We start from the raw sequence: 14860 nt of genomic DNA on the forward strand, positions 1-14860 counted from the left end.
GACATCATGCTCAGCAAAACCGAACGCGCCCGGACCGCGCGCCAACGCCTCCTGCCCGGCTTCGGCGATGCGGCCCAGGAGCGTCTCAATGCCGCGCACGTGCTCGTCGTGGGAGCCGGCGGGCTGGGCTGCCCGGCTATCCAGCAACTAGCGGCGGCAGGCATCGGGCGCATCACGCTCATCGATTCCGATACCGTCGATATCAGCAACCTGCACAGGCAGGTGCTGTTTGGTGCGGGGGACGTCGGCAAGCCCAAGGCCGAGGTAGCCGCCGCGCGCGCCCGCGAGCTTGCCCCCGAGCTGCAAATCACCGCGCTCAACGCGCGGCTGACTTCCTCTACTGTTCTTGACCTCTGCGCCGAGGCCGACCTCGTCCTCGATGGCTCAGATACCTTCGACACGAAGTACCTCGTCGCAGACGCCTGCGAGCTCACCTCTACCCCGCTGGCTTGGGGAACCGTGCTGCGCTACGGCGGGCAGGCCGCGCTGTGGCATTCCGGTAAGGACTGCGCTGACGGGCGCGGGGGGGGCTTGCGTGATCTCTTCCCCGCCCCGCCGGAGGGCGAGGCGCTCGAGTGCTCCACGGCTGGGGTCCTGGGTGCTACGACGTCCGTCATCGCGGGGCTCATGGCCACCGCGACACTGGGCTGGTTGGGGAAGCTTCCGCACCATGAGGAGCTGCGTGGCCGTGTTACGTCCTATGAGGCGCTGCCCGGTAGTTTCCGCACGCTCACAGTCGGCCCGGATCCTGCGCGCCCGCTGGTCAGCACCTTGCCCGGAGAGCGCAGCTTTCCGCCTGAGCTTCGCGACGGCCACGCCGCCCTCCTCGATATCTCCGAGAACACCGGCTTTCCTGATGCCACGGTGTCACTGCCCTGGCATACCGTCACCGATGATGATGCCGTGCGCCGAGCGCTCGCTTCGTGCTCTTCCGAACTGGTCTACGTTGCCTGCCCCTCCGGTGGGCGCAGCGCTGGCTTCGTCCTACGCTACGCCGATCTGGCAGCGGATATGGGCATCGAGCTGCGTAACCTTCCGGGTGGGCTCGCGTCTCGCGATTACTAGGCGTCGACCACCGCCGGAGCGCGGAAGAGGTGCTCGTCCACAATTCGGGCGGTGCCATGGTGGCGAGCCCGGAAGACCACGCAGGAAGCCACCAGTGCGAGGGCAGTCACAATAAACAACACTGCAATACCGGCCCAGAAAGTTCCGTCGTGGATGCCGTCGGTGGCGCGGGTAAAGGCATTCTTCGCATAGGACATCGGATGGAAAGGATGCAACATGCTCAACGGGCGCGGAATCGCCGCCACCGGCCATACACCGCCGAAGACCATGATGCCCAGAGCGAACGCACCTACGGCGAAGATGGCGCCGATCTTGCGTCCAAAGGTGACCAGGAAGAACTGGTAGGTCGCCGCCCCCACGGCGGCGATGGCGGCGATAACTAGCAGCATCATCGGCCAGCTCGCCGGTGACCATCCCATCATGGAGGACATGAAGGCCATGAAGGCTAGGACGAGGAAATTCAAGCCCGCCACGACTCCAAAGGCTGCGAGGATACCGCGCACCGGGCTCGTGGCCGACTCGCCCCGGCGCCCCAGGTAGTACGGCAGTGTCATGGCAACCAGCAGCATGACGAGGAATCCGAAGACGAGCACGAAGAGCATCGATACGCCACCGGTGATGTTCTTCTGGGTTGGATCGACCGGGTCGACCACCGTCTGCACTGGGTGAAGGTTGGAGGAGGTGAAGTTGATGGGCACGGCCATGTTCTGCGCAGACGTATCCGGCTGGGTAATGGAGGGGGCCTTGGCGGCGCCGTCGGCAAGCTTGGTGGCCAATTCGTTCGAGCCCGCCTTGAGCTGGTCCATGCCATCCTTCAACTCCGTGCCACCGGCGGCGAGCTGGCTCGTGCCATCCTTCAACGTGCCGGTGCCCTCGTGCAAGCGGGAAGCACCGTCCTTCAGCTGGGCGGCACCGTCGCTCAGTTCGCCAACACCCGCACGCAGCTGCTGGGAACCATCGGACAAGCGGTGCGCACCGTCATTAAGAGCCATCATGCCGCCCAGGTACTCCGAATTGGGATCAGCCAGGTTGTAGTAGAGCTGGCCGGTGCCGGCAGAAAGCTTCTCCAACTGCGCCACCATGTTGCCGCTGGCGGCCGGGTCCAGCTTGGAGACCAGTGAATAAAGCTGCTCAGCTTGTTGGTGCATGCCGAGGCCGCGGAGGACGTCGACAAGCTGCAGGAGTGCCGGGGCCACAGCCTGCGCCTGCTTGAGCACCGGGATGAGCATGCCCGTGAGCTGGTTAACACCGCCGTCGATCTGACCCGCGCCATCCGCTAGGCGGCCGGTGCCGGCAAGGAGCTTGTCGGAGCCGTCGGCAAGCTGGGCGGCGCCATCATCGAGCTGCGCGGCGCCATCGCTGAGGCGTCCTACTCCGTCATTCAGGCGGTTCGTGCCGTCCAGCAGCTGGCCCGTACCGTTGTTGAGATCGCCCGCGCCGGCGTCCAGCTTGGCGATTCCCTCGACCGCGCGCCCGCCGCCTTCCTGCAATTTGCCCGCACCCTCATCGAGACGGCCGGCGCCTTCCGCCGCGGTGCCCAGGCCGTCGCTGAGTTTGTTGAGACCTTCGATGACCTGGTCGGCGTACTTCTTGGAAATCGCATTTTCCACGCTGGTCTGGACCTGCGGGATGAGGCTGGAGGAAATCACCGAGCCATTCGTGCCGTAATAATCATTGGTGGCGAAATGAATCTCCGGTTTGACTGGTTTATCGCTGATGATGGTGACGGCCTGCTCGGAAAAGTTCTCCGGGATGGTCACCACCATGAGGTACTTGCCCTTGAGCAACCCCTCGTCCCCATCGTCTTTGCTGACCTCGGCGAAGTTCAGGTACCCCGTCTCCAACAGGCCTTCGACGACCTGATCACCGTAATTGGTGTATTTGCCCTGCTTCTCGACGCCCGCATCCTCATTCACCACCGCCAGGTCAATGTTGCGCATGTACTTTGACGGGTCCCACATGGCCCACATCATGGTGCCGGCGACGATCAGCGGTGCAACGAGAAGAAAAACGATGAGCACGCGCGACACGGTACTCGTGGGGCGCCAATCCAGGACGCGGTGCCAGCCCATGGCTTCGCTGTCGCGGGTCGCAGCACTCCCCTCATTCGCCCGACCAGGCGAAGAACCATTCTTCCGGTCTTCTTCAGTCTCACGGCTCATTCCCGCCTCCTTATAGTGATAGCTCAGGTCCGCTCTTAACCTTCTGCCCAGGACTTTCAGCGGCAGAACAAAGATGAGCGGGACGCTAGTTCATTTGTTTCACCAAACATACCACTTGATATGTTGGCCCTGTGAACTTATAGCCATTCGTGTCATTGCGCCCAGTCCAGTTATTCTCGCGTGGATTACGAGCTCGGGGCTGCGTTTGGCCGTGTGGGTGCTGGCCATTCCCGCGTGAGATCCAAGTTATGAGGCACATGAACAGGGCGTTTTCTCCTCCGGTTGCGAGGCATTAAGGCCTGTTTTAGTCTCTGTGCCCATGGGGGATATCGAAACCTACATCCGCCTTCGCAATTCGGGGATTGCGTTGGTGGAAGCAGCAACCAGCACACCCGAAGGCTTACGTGCGCTCGGCGCCTCGGCCGGTGATGCCGCGGAGCTGGCGTCGCTTCATGCCATTTATTTCGGCGATACCCGCTTCACCGGAAAGCAGCGCGCAGCGCGTCAGGCGGCCCAACGCCAGGGCCACGACCTGGCCACGTTGAACCTGATTGAGTCCTACACCGCCAAGTTGAAGAAACAGCTCGATGTCTGGAATTTGCGCGTCGCGCTGGCATCCACGCCTTCAGAACGGGTTGCTTCAGTGGCGGTGGAGCGCTTGAAGGAGCTCAGGCCCAAACGCGTGCCTTCACCAGGGGTGCGGCTGACCTACCGCAAGAATGGCCCGCACTCGCTCACGGTTACCGATACCGCTCTGAACATATCCACCATTCGCAGCACACTCGAGTCCATCAACCCCGCCGACCTCCTGGACGCCACCCACCAGGTTTTCTTCAAAGAAGGCGTGGGCTCGCGGCCGGCGGTGGGAACCAACGTCGTGATAACGCTCGACGAGCTCGACAAAGTCGTCCGCCATGACGGCGACGACATCGAACTCGAGCTCACCAACGGCGGGCGCATGAGTGGCGCAGAGTTTCTCACCTACAAGTTCGCCGAAACTGGCTACGCCACATTGGTCCACCCCACCATCGGGCCGGTGTGGTTGCACCGACTTTCGCGCTTTGCCAGCCTCGAGCAGCGCATCATGGCCAGCGCCGAACACCCCACCTGCGCTATCGAGGACTGCAATAAACCGGCGGACTACTGCCAAGTCCACCACATCATTCCCTGGCAGGCAGGCGGGGAGACCAACCCGCCCAACCTGACCATGCTGTGCGCCTACCACAACGGCATCAACGACGATGACCCCACCAGCCCGACCGGCAGAGGCTATGTCTTTCGTCTAAAAGGGCCCGTTGACTACATCCCGCCCTGGGGAACGCCGATTACCGGGCAGCCCGCCTACCAAGAAGCGGTCAAACGGCTCGCCGCCGACAAAACCCACGCCCGACCGCCGGATCCACCAAACGGTAGCCCACCGCCCGGATAGCTCGCACCCCAGCACCGTGCCGCCAAAGCAGCTCATCCCCAGCATGGTGCCTACTCCACGCGGAGGCCCCGCAAAACCGCGAGGCTTTCCGCGCCTTCGGCGATCCCTCAGCTAAGTCTCATCCCGCCGTCTGCACTGAACGATCTCGGATTCTCAGGAGACGGACTCTAAAGCCGCCGCTGGGGCGAGAACACACAAAGCTCCGACCGTTTGAACGGTTAGAAGCCGGCCTTCTTGAGAGCGTCGGCCATTGAGCCACCGCCGCCGCGGCCCGAGCGGCCACGCCCACCGTCGCGAGGGTTGTTGCGGCGTCCGGAATTACTGCTGTTTCGCTCTCCCGAGCGTCCGCCGTTGTTGCGGCGCTTGGGGGCGGGTTGGCCAGGCTCGTCGTCAAGCCGCAGCGACAAACCAATGCGCTGGCGCTCCACGTCGACCTCCATGACCTTGACCTTCACCACCTGGCCGGAACGGACCACGTCGTGTGGGTCGGAGACGAACTTGTGGCTCATCGCGGACACATGCACAAGCCCGTCTTGGTGCACGCCAACGTCGATGAACGCACCGAAGGCCGCAACGTTGGTCACGGTGCCCTCGAGAATCATCCCCGGCTTCAAGTCCGAGACCTTGTCCACGCCCTCCTTGAATGTCGCGGTCTTAAACTCCGGGCGCGGGTCGCGGCCCGGCTTATCCAGCTCCGCGATGATATCCGTCACCGTCGGAACGCCAAAGGTGTCATCGGCGAAGTCTGCCGGCGACAGCTTCGACAACACGCGCGAATTGCCGATGAGCTCCGAAACCCCCAGCCCGGTCTTCTCCGCAATGCGCGCCACCACAGGGTAGGCCTCCGGGTGCACGGCCGAGGCATCGAGCGGATCCTTACCGCCATTGATGCGCAGGAAGCCCGCCGCCTGCTCGAAAGCCTTCGGCCCCAAGCGCGGCACCTTCTTCAGCTCCTTGCGCGAGGCAAACGTGCCATTCTCATCGCGGTAGGCCACGATGTTGGCCGCAATCGTGGAGTTCACACCAGCCACGCGCTCCAGCAGCGGGGCCGACGCCGTGTTCAGGTCCACGCCGACGCCATTCACCGCGTCTTCCACCACGCCATCGAGCGTGCGCGCGAGTGCGACCTGGTTGACGTCATGTTGGTACTGCCCCACACCAATGGCCTTCGGGTCAATCTTCACCAGCTCCGCCAGCGGGTCCTGCAGGCGGCGCGCGATGGACACCGCGCCGCGCAGTGAGACATCCATGTCGGGGAACTCATCGGCCGCCAGCTGCGAAGCCGAATACACCGACGCGCCCGCCTCCGACACCACGACCGGGCTCGGCCGCTTCCCACCCGCCTGCGCGATGAGGTCCGCGACTTCACCGGCAAGCTTCTCCGTCTCCCGCGACGCGGTGCCATTACCAATTGCCATGAGGTCCACCGAATGAGCCGCGCTTAACGACGCCAACTCTCTCACCGCCTCAGCCCACTTCTGCTGCGGCTGGTGCGGGTAGACGATGGTGGTGGCAAGGACCTTGCCCGTCGGGTCGACGACCGCACACTTGACGCCGTTGCGGTAGCCCGGGTCCAAGCCCAGCGTCGCGCGCTGGCCCGCCGGGGCCGCCAGCAGAACATCGCGCAGGTTGGTCGCGAAAACCTTGAGCGCGCCTTCCTCCGCCTTCTCTTTCAGGCGCATGCGCACGTCGAGGCCCGAGGAGATGGAGAGTTTGGTGCGCCAGCCCCAGTGGACGGCGTCGGCAAGCCAGCGGGAGGTGTCAACGTCTAGGTCGAAGCGATCTGCGATCATGCCCTCGTAGATGGCGTCATCGCCGGCATCGAGGTTGAGCTGCAGCACGCCCTCGTTCTCACCGCGCAGCAGCGCCAAGATGCGGTGCGAGGGAAGCTTGTCGAAAGGCTCGGAGAACTCGAAGTAATCTTTGAACTTTGCGCCTTCGGCTTCCTTGCCTTCCACCACACCGGCGTTCATGGAACCGCTGGTGTACATACGCTCGCGCACCTCACCGACGAGGTCCGCATCCAGCGCAAAACGGTCCACCAAGATGGCGCGAGCACCGTCGAGGGCCTTCTTCGCTTCCTCGAAACCTTCGGTGAGGTACTCCCCTGCCAGCTCGGCCGGATCCGCCGAAGGGTTCTCGATGAGCTTATCGGTCAGCGGCTCCAAGCCTGCCTCACGCGCGATATCCGCCTTGGTTTTGCGGCGCTTCTTATACGGCAGGTACAGATCCTCTAAGCGCGCCTTGGTTTCGCAGCCCTGGATGAGGGCACGCAGCTCGTCGGTCAGCTTGCCCTGCTCCTCAATCGCGGCCAGCACCGTTTCCTTGCGCTCCTCCAGTTCCCGCAGGTAGGTCGAGCGCTCCTCGATGATACGCAGCTGCGAGTCATCCAGCCCACCGGTGGCTTCCTTGCGGTATCGGGCGATGAACGGAACGGTGTTACCCTCCGCCATGAGCTTGAGGGCGGCTTCGACAAACTGCTCTTTGACGCCCAGCTCTCCAGCGATGGTGGCTGCGATATTCACAAAACCTCTTTTTGGGTCGGGGACTTAAGACCTTCTCACCCTATACCCCGCCCTGCCACGCGCAGGAAGTGCCCAGGCCAAACTCGGTGTGACCAATCTCTGAGGTTCCGTACCAGAGAGTATGCGGCGGCAAGCACTCCGCAACGGCGGCGGTGACCTTGGTCAGCGGCAGGTCAGAGGTGCCGTTGACGATGACCCTCCACACGTGCTCACTCACCGGCGGCTGGCCGTGTTTATCCATGTACTCGTTGACCAAGATATTGTCGGGCTCGCAGGTAAAGGAGATGATCTCTGCGTTGATGTCGAGCGGTTCGACGCCTCCTTCGCGCAGGCGCTGCGGCATGGCCTTGAGGACCTTGTTCCATTCAGCCTCAGTCATAAGTATTGACAAGTCAGTGCTGACGTCCATCTCAATCCTCCTTTAAGGTTTCCAGGTAGGCGCGATCGGCCTCACTTAACTCCGCTGCATCGAGCAGCTCTGGGCGGCGCTGCCATGTTCGCGCCAGCGACTGCTCGCGGCGCCACCGGTCCACACGGGCGTGGTCACCGGAGGTCAGCACGTCCGGAACCTTGAGGCCGCGCCACTCGCGCGGCTTGGTGTAGCTGGGCCCCTCCAGCAGGCCATCGGAGAAGGAATCTTCTTCGTGCGAGCGCCGGTTCCCCAACACGCCAGGTATGAGGCGCACCACGGCTTCGGCGATGACGAGCACAGCTACCTCGCCGCCGATGAGCACGTAGTCGCCGATGGAGACCTCGCGTACGCGGTAACGGTGCTGCGCATCGTCGACGACGCGCTGGTCGATGCCCTCGTAGCGCCCGCACGCAAAGACAATGTGCTCCTCCGCAGACCACGTTTGCGCATCAGCCTGAGTAAAAGGCTCTCCCGCGGGAGTCGGCACGATGAGCAGCGGCTTATCCGACCCCTCGCTTTCGCTATAGGAGCGCGCCTCGACGCCATGGATATCGTCGTGGCGCGGCTTGCTCAGGTGCGGCAGAGCGCTCTGCAGGTCCCGGGTGGAGGCGGTGCCGGAGGAGACGTCGTCAAGCGCGGGCCCCCACACCTCAGGCTTCATCACCATGCCGGGACCACCGCCATAGGGGGAATCATCGACGGATTTATGCACGTCGGTGGCCCACTGGCGCAGGTCATGCACGCCCACCGCGAGCTTCCCCTGCTCGATGGCCTTGCCCAGCAGTGCGTGGCGCAGCGGGTCGAGGTACTCCGGAAAGATGGTGAGAACGTCGATTCTCATAGGTCGAGCAGCCCCTCCGGTGGAGTAATCGTGCAGGTCCCTTCCTCCAGATCGACCTCCGGCACGATCTCCTCCACGAAGGGGACGAGCGCTTCTTTGCCATCGGTGAGCGTGACTTCTAGGAGGGACTGCGTAGGGCCGTGGGTCACGCCGGTCACCTCGCCAACCTCTACACCGTCGAGGAGGACGCGCAGCCCTTCTAACTCGTGGTCATAGAAGCCGTCATCTTCCGGATCATCCAGGGGCTCGGCAAAGAACTGGGTGCCACGCAGCGAGTCCGCGGCCGTGCGGTCCGGGATTTCCTTAAAGGTGATGAGCAGGCGCCCCTTGTGGGCACGCACCGCTGCGATGGTGAGTTCGTGCTCCTTTTTGCCTTGTGTGCCGTGGAGAACCTCGCCGACGGCGAATCGGGTCTCCGGGGAATCGGTGGTCACCTCGACGGAGACCTCGCCTTTAATGCCGTGGGATTTCACCACGCGACCAATGAGTAGTTCCATGCCTGCTAGCTTAACGGGCTACGCTGGGGCGGCATGACTGAGCTTCCCATCAATGATGCAACCACCTTTGGCGACGCCTCCCACAACAGTGCCGCCCTCACAACGCTGAATCTGCTCGATGAGGCCCCCGAGCCGAACCCCACACGCCCCAGACCAGCCGTTAAGAGGGTCCTCAGTGCCGACGGCGCAAACCTCATCCTCTTCTCCTTCCTGCCTGGACAAGACCTACCTGATCACAAGGCCGCGCACCCCATCACCGTCCAGGTGCTCCAGGGATCGGTGATTTTTAGTTGCGGGGAACAAGATGAGGTGCTCGCTCCCGGACGCATAGTGCACCTTCCGGCGTACGTGCCGCATGCGGTGACATGTAGCGAGGAACCTGCACTCATGCTGCTCACCATGTTGACACCGAACACTGGCGCGAATGTCTAGACTTTTAGTACGATTCTAAGATCGTGAGTAGTTCGAAGCCGTATCACCATGGAAATTTGCATGAAGAGATCCTCCGGGAGGCCATTAAGCTCGGCCGGGAGGGCGGACCGGAGGCTGTGACGATTCGCGCCGCAACGCGCGCGGTGGGCGTCTCCCCCACCGCCGCCTACCGTCACTTCAAGGACCAAGCCGCGCTTCTCGACGCCGTCGGGGCCGTCGCCACCTACGAACTCATCAACAAGCTCAGCGATACCTTCGAAACGACTGAGGGCACCATCATTGACAAGATGATGGCGGCCGGTTTCACCTACTTCCACCACGCCTTGGAAGAGCCGCACTTCTTTATGTGCATGATGGCCGCGAGCAGCTTTGATATTCCGGCCGGGCTCGTAGCCGCGGCTGAGGGGCCCGGCGAAGATCCACGTGTGCAAGCCATGTTCAATTTCTACGGCTACATGGAGCAGTACGCGCGATCCATCGGCCAGCAACCCAAGAGGCAGCACATGATGCAAAATTGCCTGGCCGGCTGGTCAACGGTGCACGGCTTCACGGTCTTGTGCCTCAGCGGTCATTTGGGGTCGCTACCGGAGGAAAAGGTGGAAGCTATGGCGCAGTCAGTTATTGCCTCCGCTGTCCGCGGCTTGGACTTCGAAAACCCTCTGGAGGTCCGCCTCCCACGGCCGAAAAACTAGATAATCCCCGCGACCTACTGGTCAGCGGGGATATTACGTTTGGAGTGCAGGAATTACTCTGCGGACTCCTCAGCCTCAGCGGAGTCGGCCTCTTCAGCCTTAGCGGCCTCTTCCTCGGCCTTAGCAGCCTCAGCGGCAGCGGCTTCCTCAGCAGCCTTCTCGGCGGCAGCCTTAGCCTCAGCCTCTTCCTTGGCCTTGCGCTTCTTCTCGGTGATGGCCTCGATGGTCGGGCCGTTGTTGGCCTCAGCCAGAGCAGCGTTGAAGAGGTCCAGCTTGGACGGCTTCGGCTCAGCAACCTTCAAGGTGCCCTCTGCGCCCGGCAGACCCTTGAACTTCTGCCAGTCACCGGTCACCTTGAGCAGTGCGAGAACCGGCTCGGTCGGCTGTGCGCCGACACCCAGCCAGTACTGAGCGCGCTCGGAATCGATCTGGATCAGGGACGGCTCCTGCTTCGGCTGGTAGATACCGATGTTCTCGATAGCCTTGCCGGAGCGGCGGGTGCGTGCATCAGCGACGATGACGCGGTACTCAGCGTTGCGGATCTTACCCATACGCTGCAGCTTGATCTTAACGGCCATGATTGGCTCCTTTTCTAGTCACCGGGCAGTTCAGACACGCGCCGCTTTCTGGCGCGCCGGTTCAACCCTTGGATTTATCCTGCGCGTGACGTGCCGGCCGTCCGTAGGCGGTACCGGCGTTACGCAGAGATGAAGTTTTACGTGTCCTCCACGCGGTGCGTGAACAACCTCAACAACTTTAGCGGAACCCACACGAGATAGGAAATTCCCTTTAGCTCTTGCAGAGTTAGGCCTTACCCCGCGAAGGGGGTAGTCTGTAATGCGGTTATTTCGACGCCACACAATCCTCTTTTTATGAATAAACAAGCCCCCTCTACATTCCGCTACCGTTACGACCTCGACGGCCTCCGCGGCATCGCGATCGCCTTGGTTGTTCTGTACCACGTCTTCGTCGGGCGTGTCTCAGGTGGTGTCGATGTCTTCCTCCTGCTTTCCGGGTACTTCTTCTTGGGCTCGCAGCTGCGCTATGCCGCGCGGCCCAACGCCTCCCTGAACCCGTGGTGGCCCATCTGGCGCACGCTCCGCCGGCTTGTTCCTTCCCTCGTGCTCGTCATCGGCGTGAGCTATCTACTCGTCCGGCTTTTCGCTCCGAAGCTCATGAACACGGAGCTCACCAAGCAGATCACGGCCACGGTCTTCTACTACCAAAACTGGGAACTGGCGCGACAAAACGCCGACTACGCCGCTGCCTCCGCAAGCACATCACCACTGCAGCACATGTGGTCCATGGCGGTCCAGGGCCAGTTCTACCTCATCGGCATCTTCTTCGCTCTCGGCCTAGCTGCTTTCATGCGCCTGCGCCCCAAGAACACGGGCCTGCGAGAACAGCGCTTCTCTTCCATTAATTCCATCGCTGGCCCGATTCTCCTCGTAGTTACCGTCGCTTCTTTTGCCTATGCATCCCGCGACGGGCTCTTTGGCACCCCGGAGAACTACTACTCCACATGGTCGCGCGCCTGGGAGCTGACTTTGGGCGCGGTGCTCGTCATCTATGGTTCGCACCTGCGCATGCCGCAGCACTTGTCCAACCTCGCCACCGCCGTCGGTCTGGCCGCGCTCGCCTGCACCGGTCTGGTCATTTCCGATACCTTGGCGTTCCCAGGGCCGCTGTCTCTTTTGCCCATCGGCGGTGCAGTACTCATCATCATTGGTTCCGGCGGGTCTTTCTCGCGGGTGCTCACCACCCGGGTTTCTCGTTGGCTCGGTGATATCGCCTACCCGCTCTACCTGTGGCATTGGCCTCTGCTCATCATTTCCATCGCCGCCCTCGGCCTTGACACCCCTCCGTGGTGGCTCGGTGCCATCATCATCCTGGTGTCGCTGGGATTGGCGGATGTGACGCATCGTTTCGTCGAGAAGCCCCTGCGCCAGCATCGCAAACGCCCGCTTGCCGACGACCTCCCCGTCCACCGCGGCCTTGCCGACCTCCGCACCCGCACCGGCGCTCTCCGCGGGGTCGGTGGCGTCGTCGTTGCTGCCTGCACCATTGCGCTCGTGGCCGTTCAGCCGCTGTGGCTGCGCAGCCTGCAGGAGGCCAACCGCGAAATCCTAGATCCGAAGCTCTACCCGGGAGCCACGACCTTCGTTGAGAACATCACGCCGCCTGAGAACGTGGAGATCAAACCGGATCCGATTCTCGCTCGTGGCATCCAGCCGCCGGTCGCCGACAACTGGTGCTTCATCCCGGAGCAGGAACCAACGGACTACTTCATCGAGACGCAGAAAGACGGCGTGACGCCGTGCATCTTTGGTGACGTTGATTCCGACGTCGAGGTCTACTTGGTGGGTGGTTCGCATGCGGAGCAGTTCTCCTCGGCGCTGGATTACTTGGGCCGCGAGATGGGCTTTAAGCTCGTCCCGCTCACCCGCGTGGGATGCCCCATCGAGCTGGGCGATGAACTGAGTGTGAAGCCCTCTTGCGCCGAATGGAGCAAGGAAGTGGTCAAGCGCATCATCGACGCGGACCCAGCGTTGGTTGTGTCCAATTCCACGCGGCCAGGACAGCCGTTTGGCCACGGCCCCGATGCTGTCCCACCAGGCTACATAGCCTTTTGGGACGAGCTGGCCAAGCACGATATCCCCTTCGTAGGCTTCCGCGACAACCCGTGGGGCTTCGATGAACACGGCAATGGCCGCCAGTTTGATGAGTGCTACGTGGCCACCAAGGATTCTCTCGGGTGTGGCATGCGTTTCGAGGAGGTCTACGCGCCCTATGATCCCGGCGCTGAAGTCCTCTCGCAGTACGACAACATGCTCGCCGTGGACACCTCGAAGTGGTTCTGCAACGCCGACGGCGATTGCCCGGTCATCATCGGCAATATTATGGTCTATCGCGATATGCACCACTTCACCAAGGCCTTCGCCGACTCTGCCATCCCGCTCATCCGTGAAGCAATCGCGCCTATCCTCAACGGCGAGCAGGTCAAACAGCAGCCCCCGCAGATTCCCGCCGATAGCCCCGTGATCCCCCAGTCCGCTGAGACGCCTCCGGCCACACCCGCGGAGCCCATCCCCTATCCGGCCTACCCCACAGGAGAAGCCATCTAGTACGCAGAAGGGCCGGCGCTACAAAGCGCCGGCCCTTGTCTCACCGAAGAAGGCTATGTTCTTCTTCGGTTATTTCTTCTTGCCCTGCCCAAAGTCCAGGTTGCTGAGGTCGATATTTTCCATGCCCTTCGGCATCTTTATATCGCCTAGTCCGGGCATGCCGCCGCCCATTTGCTCCTGCATCTTTTGCAGCTCCTGCATCGACGGCATGCCACCCGGCATACCGCCGCCGCCACCACGACGCTTCGGCGGCTTGCGCTTGCCGTTCTTGCCCTTGCGGCCCTTCGGCTTCTTCTTGGTAGCGGAACGCCCACCGCCCATGCCCGGCATACCAAAACGACCGGCCATCTGCGACATCATCTTCTTGGCTTCGGTGAAGCGCTCGATGAGCTGGTTGACGTCAGAAACGCTCACACCGGAACCAAGGGCAATACGCTTGCGGCGCGAAGCGTTGAGAATCTTCGGGTTCTCGCGCTCCTCCGGGGTCATACCGCGGATGATGGCCTGGATGCGGTCGAGCTGCTTCTCGTCGACCATGTCGGCGATCTGGTTCATCTTGTTGCCGCCCGGCATCATCTTGAGCAGGTTGCCCATCGGCCCCAGATTGCGCACCATGAGCATCATGTCCAAGAAGTCATTGAGCGTCATCTCGCCGGAGCCCATCTTCTTGGCGGCTTCCTCCGCCTTGGACTGATCCAGCTTGGACTCCGCCTGCTCGATAAGTGTCAGCAGGTCACCCATGCCCAAGATGCGCGAGGACATGCGCTCCGGGTGGAAGACGTCGAAGTCCTCGAGCTTCTCACCTGTGGAGGCGAACATGATGGGCTTACCCGTGACCTCACGGATGGACAGGGCTGCACCACCGCGGGCATCACCATCCAGCTTGGTCAGGACGACACCGGTAAAGTCCACGCCATCGCGGAAAGCTTCAGCGGTCTGCACGGCGTCTTGGCCGATCATGGAGTCAATGACGAAGAGCACTTCGTCCGGGTTGACGGCATCGCGGATGTTGCGCGCCTGCGTCATCAGGGTCTCATCGATGCCGAGGCGACCGGCAGTATCGATGATGACGATGTCGTGCTGCGTACGCTTAGCCTCTTCGATACCGCGCTTGGCGACGTCCACCGGATCCCCATGCGAGGTACCCATCTCATGCTCGTGGGAGTCCAGGGAGGTGCCAGGATCCGGCGCGTAGACGTCGACCCCGGCGCGCTCGCCGACGATTTGGAGCTGCTGCACCGCGCCCGGGCGCTGGAGGTCACAGGCCACCAGCATCGGGGTATGTCCCTTCGAAGCTAGGTGCTTGGAAAGCTTGCCCGCCAAAGTAGTCTTACCAGCACCCTGGAGGCCGGCGAGCATGATGACCGTCGGTGGATTCTTAGCCAGGTTGAGGCGGCGGGTCTCGCCGCCGAGAATCTCGATGAGCTCCTCGTTGACGATCTTGACTACCTGCTGCGCCGGGTTGAGGGCCTCGGAGACCTCGGCACCGGCCGCACGCTCCTTGATGCGCTTGATAAAGCCGCGCACGACGTTGAGCGAGACGTCCGCCTCCAACAACGCAAGGCGGATTTCGCGCGCTGTGGCGTTGATGTCCGCCTCGGTCAGCTTGCCCTTGCCGCGCAGGCCGGACAGGGCTGATTGCAAGCGGTCAGACAAAGACTCAAACACGGTGCAGTGCTC

The 14860-nt window shown here is 62.4% G+C and carries 12 protein-coding genes; 5 read left to right on the top strand and 7 right to left on the bottom strand.

Features of this window, described 5'->3' with window-relative positions; genetic code table 11:
• Positions 1 to 6: 6 nt before the first annotated feature.
• Entirely contained in the window at positions 7 to 1065 is a 1059-nt protein-coding gene (locus HMPREF2993_RS07295) for a ThiF family adenylyltransferase (protein WP_070701725.1), read from the top strand.
• On the opposite strand, the gene HMPREF2993_RS07300 is transcribed toward HMPREF2993_RS07295, so the two are convergent.
• Positions 1062 to 3227 carry a YhgE/Pip domain-containing protein gene (locus HMPREF2993_RS07300; RefSeq protein ID WP_070515664.1) on the bottom strand — a complete coding sequence of 722 codons (2166 nt, stop codon included), beginning with the start codon at positions 3225 to 3227 and terminating at the stop codon, positions 1062 to 1064. The genes HMPREF2993_RS07295 and HMPREF2993_RS07300 overlap by 4 nt on opposite strands.
• Before the next feature lie 319 nt (positions 3228 to 3546).
• Here HMPREF2993_RS07300 and HMPREF2993_RS07305 point away from each other — a divergent pair, with 319 nt between their 5' ends.
• Positions 3547 to 4656: an HNH endonuclease signature motif containing protein gene (locus HMPREF2993_RS07305; RefSeq protein ID WP_046648037.1), complete on the top strand. Its 1110-nt coding sequence runs from the start codon at positions 3547 to 3549 to the stop codon at positions 4654 to 4656.
• A gap of 218 nt (positions 4657 to 4874) precedes the next feature.
• Here HMPREF2993_RS07305 and HMPREF2993_RS07310 read toward each other — a convergent pair whose 3' ends face one another.
• From HMPREF2993_RS07310 to rimM, 4 genes are read right to left on the bottom strand one after another with little or no spacing between them, the layout of a single operon-like run.
• Positions 4875 to 7181 (bottom strand): Tex family protein, encoded by a 2307-nt coding sequence (locus HMPREF2993_RS07310; protein WP_070701727.1) that lies wholly within the window; start codon positions 7179 to 7181, stop codon positions 4875 to 4877.
• Between the two features lie 40 nt (positions 7182 to 7221).
• A complete protein-coding gene (locus HMPREF2993_RS07315; protein ID WP_046648035.1) occupies positions 7222 to 7590 on the bottom strand; it encodes a hypothetical protein in 369 nt (122 codons plus the stop codon).
• 1 nt (position 7591) lies between these two features.
• Positions 7592 to 8434, bottom strand: a complete 843-nt coding sequence (gene trmD, locus HMPREF2993_RS07320) for a tRNA (guanosine(37)-N1)-methyltransferase TrmD (RefSeq protein ID WP_070701729.1) — start codon at positions 8432 to 8434, stop codon at positions 7592 to 7594.
• Positions 8431 to 8931, bottom strand: a complete 501-nt coding sequence (gene rimM, locus HMPREF2993_RS07325; protein WP_046648033.1) for a ribosome maturation factor RimM — start codon at positions 8929 to 8931, stop codon at positions 8431 to 8433. Before rimM ends, trmD begins: the two co-directional genes overlap by 4 nt.
• A gap of 33 nt (positions 8932 to 8964) precedes the next feature.
• Here rimM and HMPREF2993_RS07330 point away from each other — a divergent pair, with 33 nt between their 5' ends.
• Together HMPREF2993_RS07330 and HMPREF2993_RS07335 are read left to right on the top strand one after the other, a co-directional pair.
• Positions 8965 to 9363 carry a cupin domain-containing protein gene (locus tag HMPREF2993_RS07330; protein WP_070515676.1) on the top strand — a complete coding sequence of 133 codons (399 nt, stop codon included), beginning with the start codon at positions 8965 to 8967 and terminating at the stop codon, positions 9361 to 9363.
• Between the two features lie 23 nt (positions 9364 to 9386).
• Positions 9387 to 10055 (top strand): TetR/AcrR family transcriptional regulator, encoded by a 669-nt coding sequence (locus HMPREF2993_RS07335; protein WP_046648031.1) that lies wholly within the window; start codon positions 9387 to 9389, stop codon positions 10053 to 10055.
• A gap of 53 nt (positions 10056 to 10108) precedes the next feature.
• Here HMPREF2993_RS07335 and rpsP read toward each other — a convergent pair whose 3' ends face one another.
• Positions 10109 to 10633 (bottom strand): 30S ribosomal protein S16, encoded by a 525-nt coding sequence (gene rpsP / locus HMPREF2993_RS07340; protein ID WP_046648030.1) that lies wholly within the window; start codon positions 10631 to 10633, stop codon positions 10109 to 10111.
• A gap of 294 nt (positions 10634 to 10927) precedes the next feature.
• Between rpsP and HMPREF2993_RS07345 the strand changes: the two genes are divergently transcribed.
• Complete coding sequence (locus HMPREF2993_RS07345; protein ID WP_070701731.1) at positions 10928 to 13180, top strand: acyltransferase family protein; 2253 nt, start codon at positions 10928 to 10930, stop codon at positions 13178 to 13180.
• 69 nt (positions 13181 to 13249) lie between these two features.
• Here HMPREF2993_RS07345 and ffh read toward each other — a convergent pair whose 3' ends face one another.
• Positions 13250 to 14848 (bottom strand): signal recognition particle protein, encoded by a 1599-nt coding sequence (ffh, locus tag HMPREF2993_RS07350; RefSeq protein ID WP_070701732.1) that lies wholly within the window; start codon positions 14846 to 14848, stop codon positions 13250 to 13252.
• Between the last annotated feature and the right edge of the window lie 12 nt (positions 14849 to 14860).

The organism is Corynebacterium sp. HMSC068G04 (assembly GCF_001814885.1).
GTDB lineage: Bacteria > Actinomycetota > Actinomycetes > Mycobacteriales > Mycobacteriaceae > Corynebacterium > Corynebacterium hiratae.

Excerpts from the sequence above, each read along its gene's own strand:
- rpsP (WP_046648030.1), bottom strand. The coding sequence starts at position 10,633 with ATGGCCGTTAAGATCAAGCTGCAGCGTATGGGTAAGATCCGCAACGCT.
- trmD (WP_070701729.1), bottom strand. The coding sequence starts at position 8,434 with ATGAGAATCGACGTTCTCACCATCTTTCCGGAGTACCTCGACCCGCTG.
- HMPREF2993_RS07345 (WP_070701731.1), top strand. The coding sequence starts at position 10,928 with ATGAATAAACAAGCCCCCTCTACATTCCGCTACCGTTACGACCTCGAC.
- rimM (WP_046648033.1), bottom strand. The coding sequence starts at position 8,931 with ATGGAACTACTCATTGGTCGCGTGGTGAAATCCCACGGCATTAAAGGC.
- HMPREF2993_RS07305 (WP_046648037.1), top strand. The coding sequence starts at position 3,547 with ATGGGGGATATCGAAACCTACATCCGCCTTCGCAATTCGGGGATTGCG.
- HMPREF2993_RS07315 (WP_046648035.1), bottom strand. The coding sequence starts at position 7,590 with ATGGACGTCAGCACTGACTTGTCAATACTTATGACTGAGGCTGAATGG.
- HMPREF2993_RS07300 (WP_070515664.1), bottom strand. The coding sequence starts at position 3,227 with ATGAGCCGTGAGACTGAAGAAGACCGGAAGAATGGTTCTTCGCCTGGT.
- HMPREF2993_RS07295 (WP_070701725.1), top strand. The coding sequence starts at position 7 with ATGCTCAGCAAAACCGAACGCGCCCGGACCGCGCGCCAACGCCTCCTG.
- HMPREF2993_RS07330 (WP_070515676.1), top strand. The coding sequence starts at position 8,965 with ATGACTGAGCTTCCCATCAATGATGCAACCACCTTTGGCGACGCCTCC.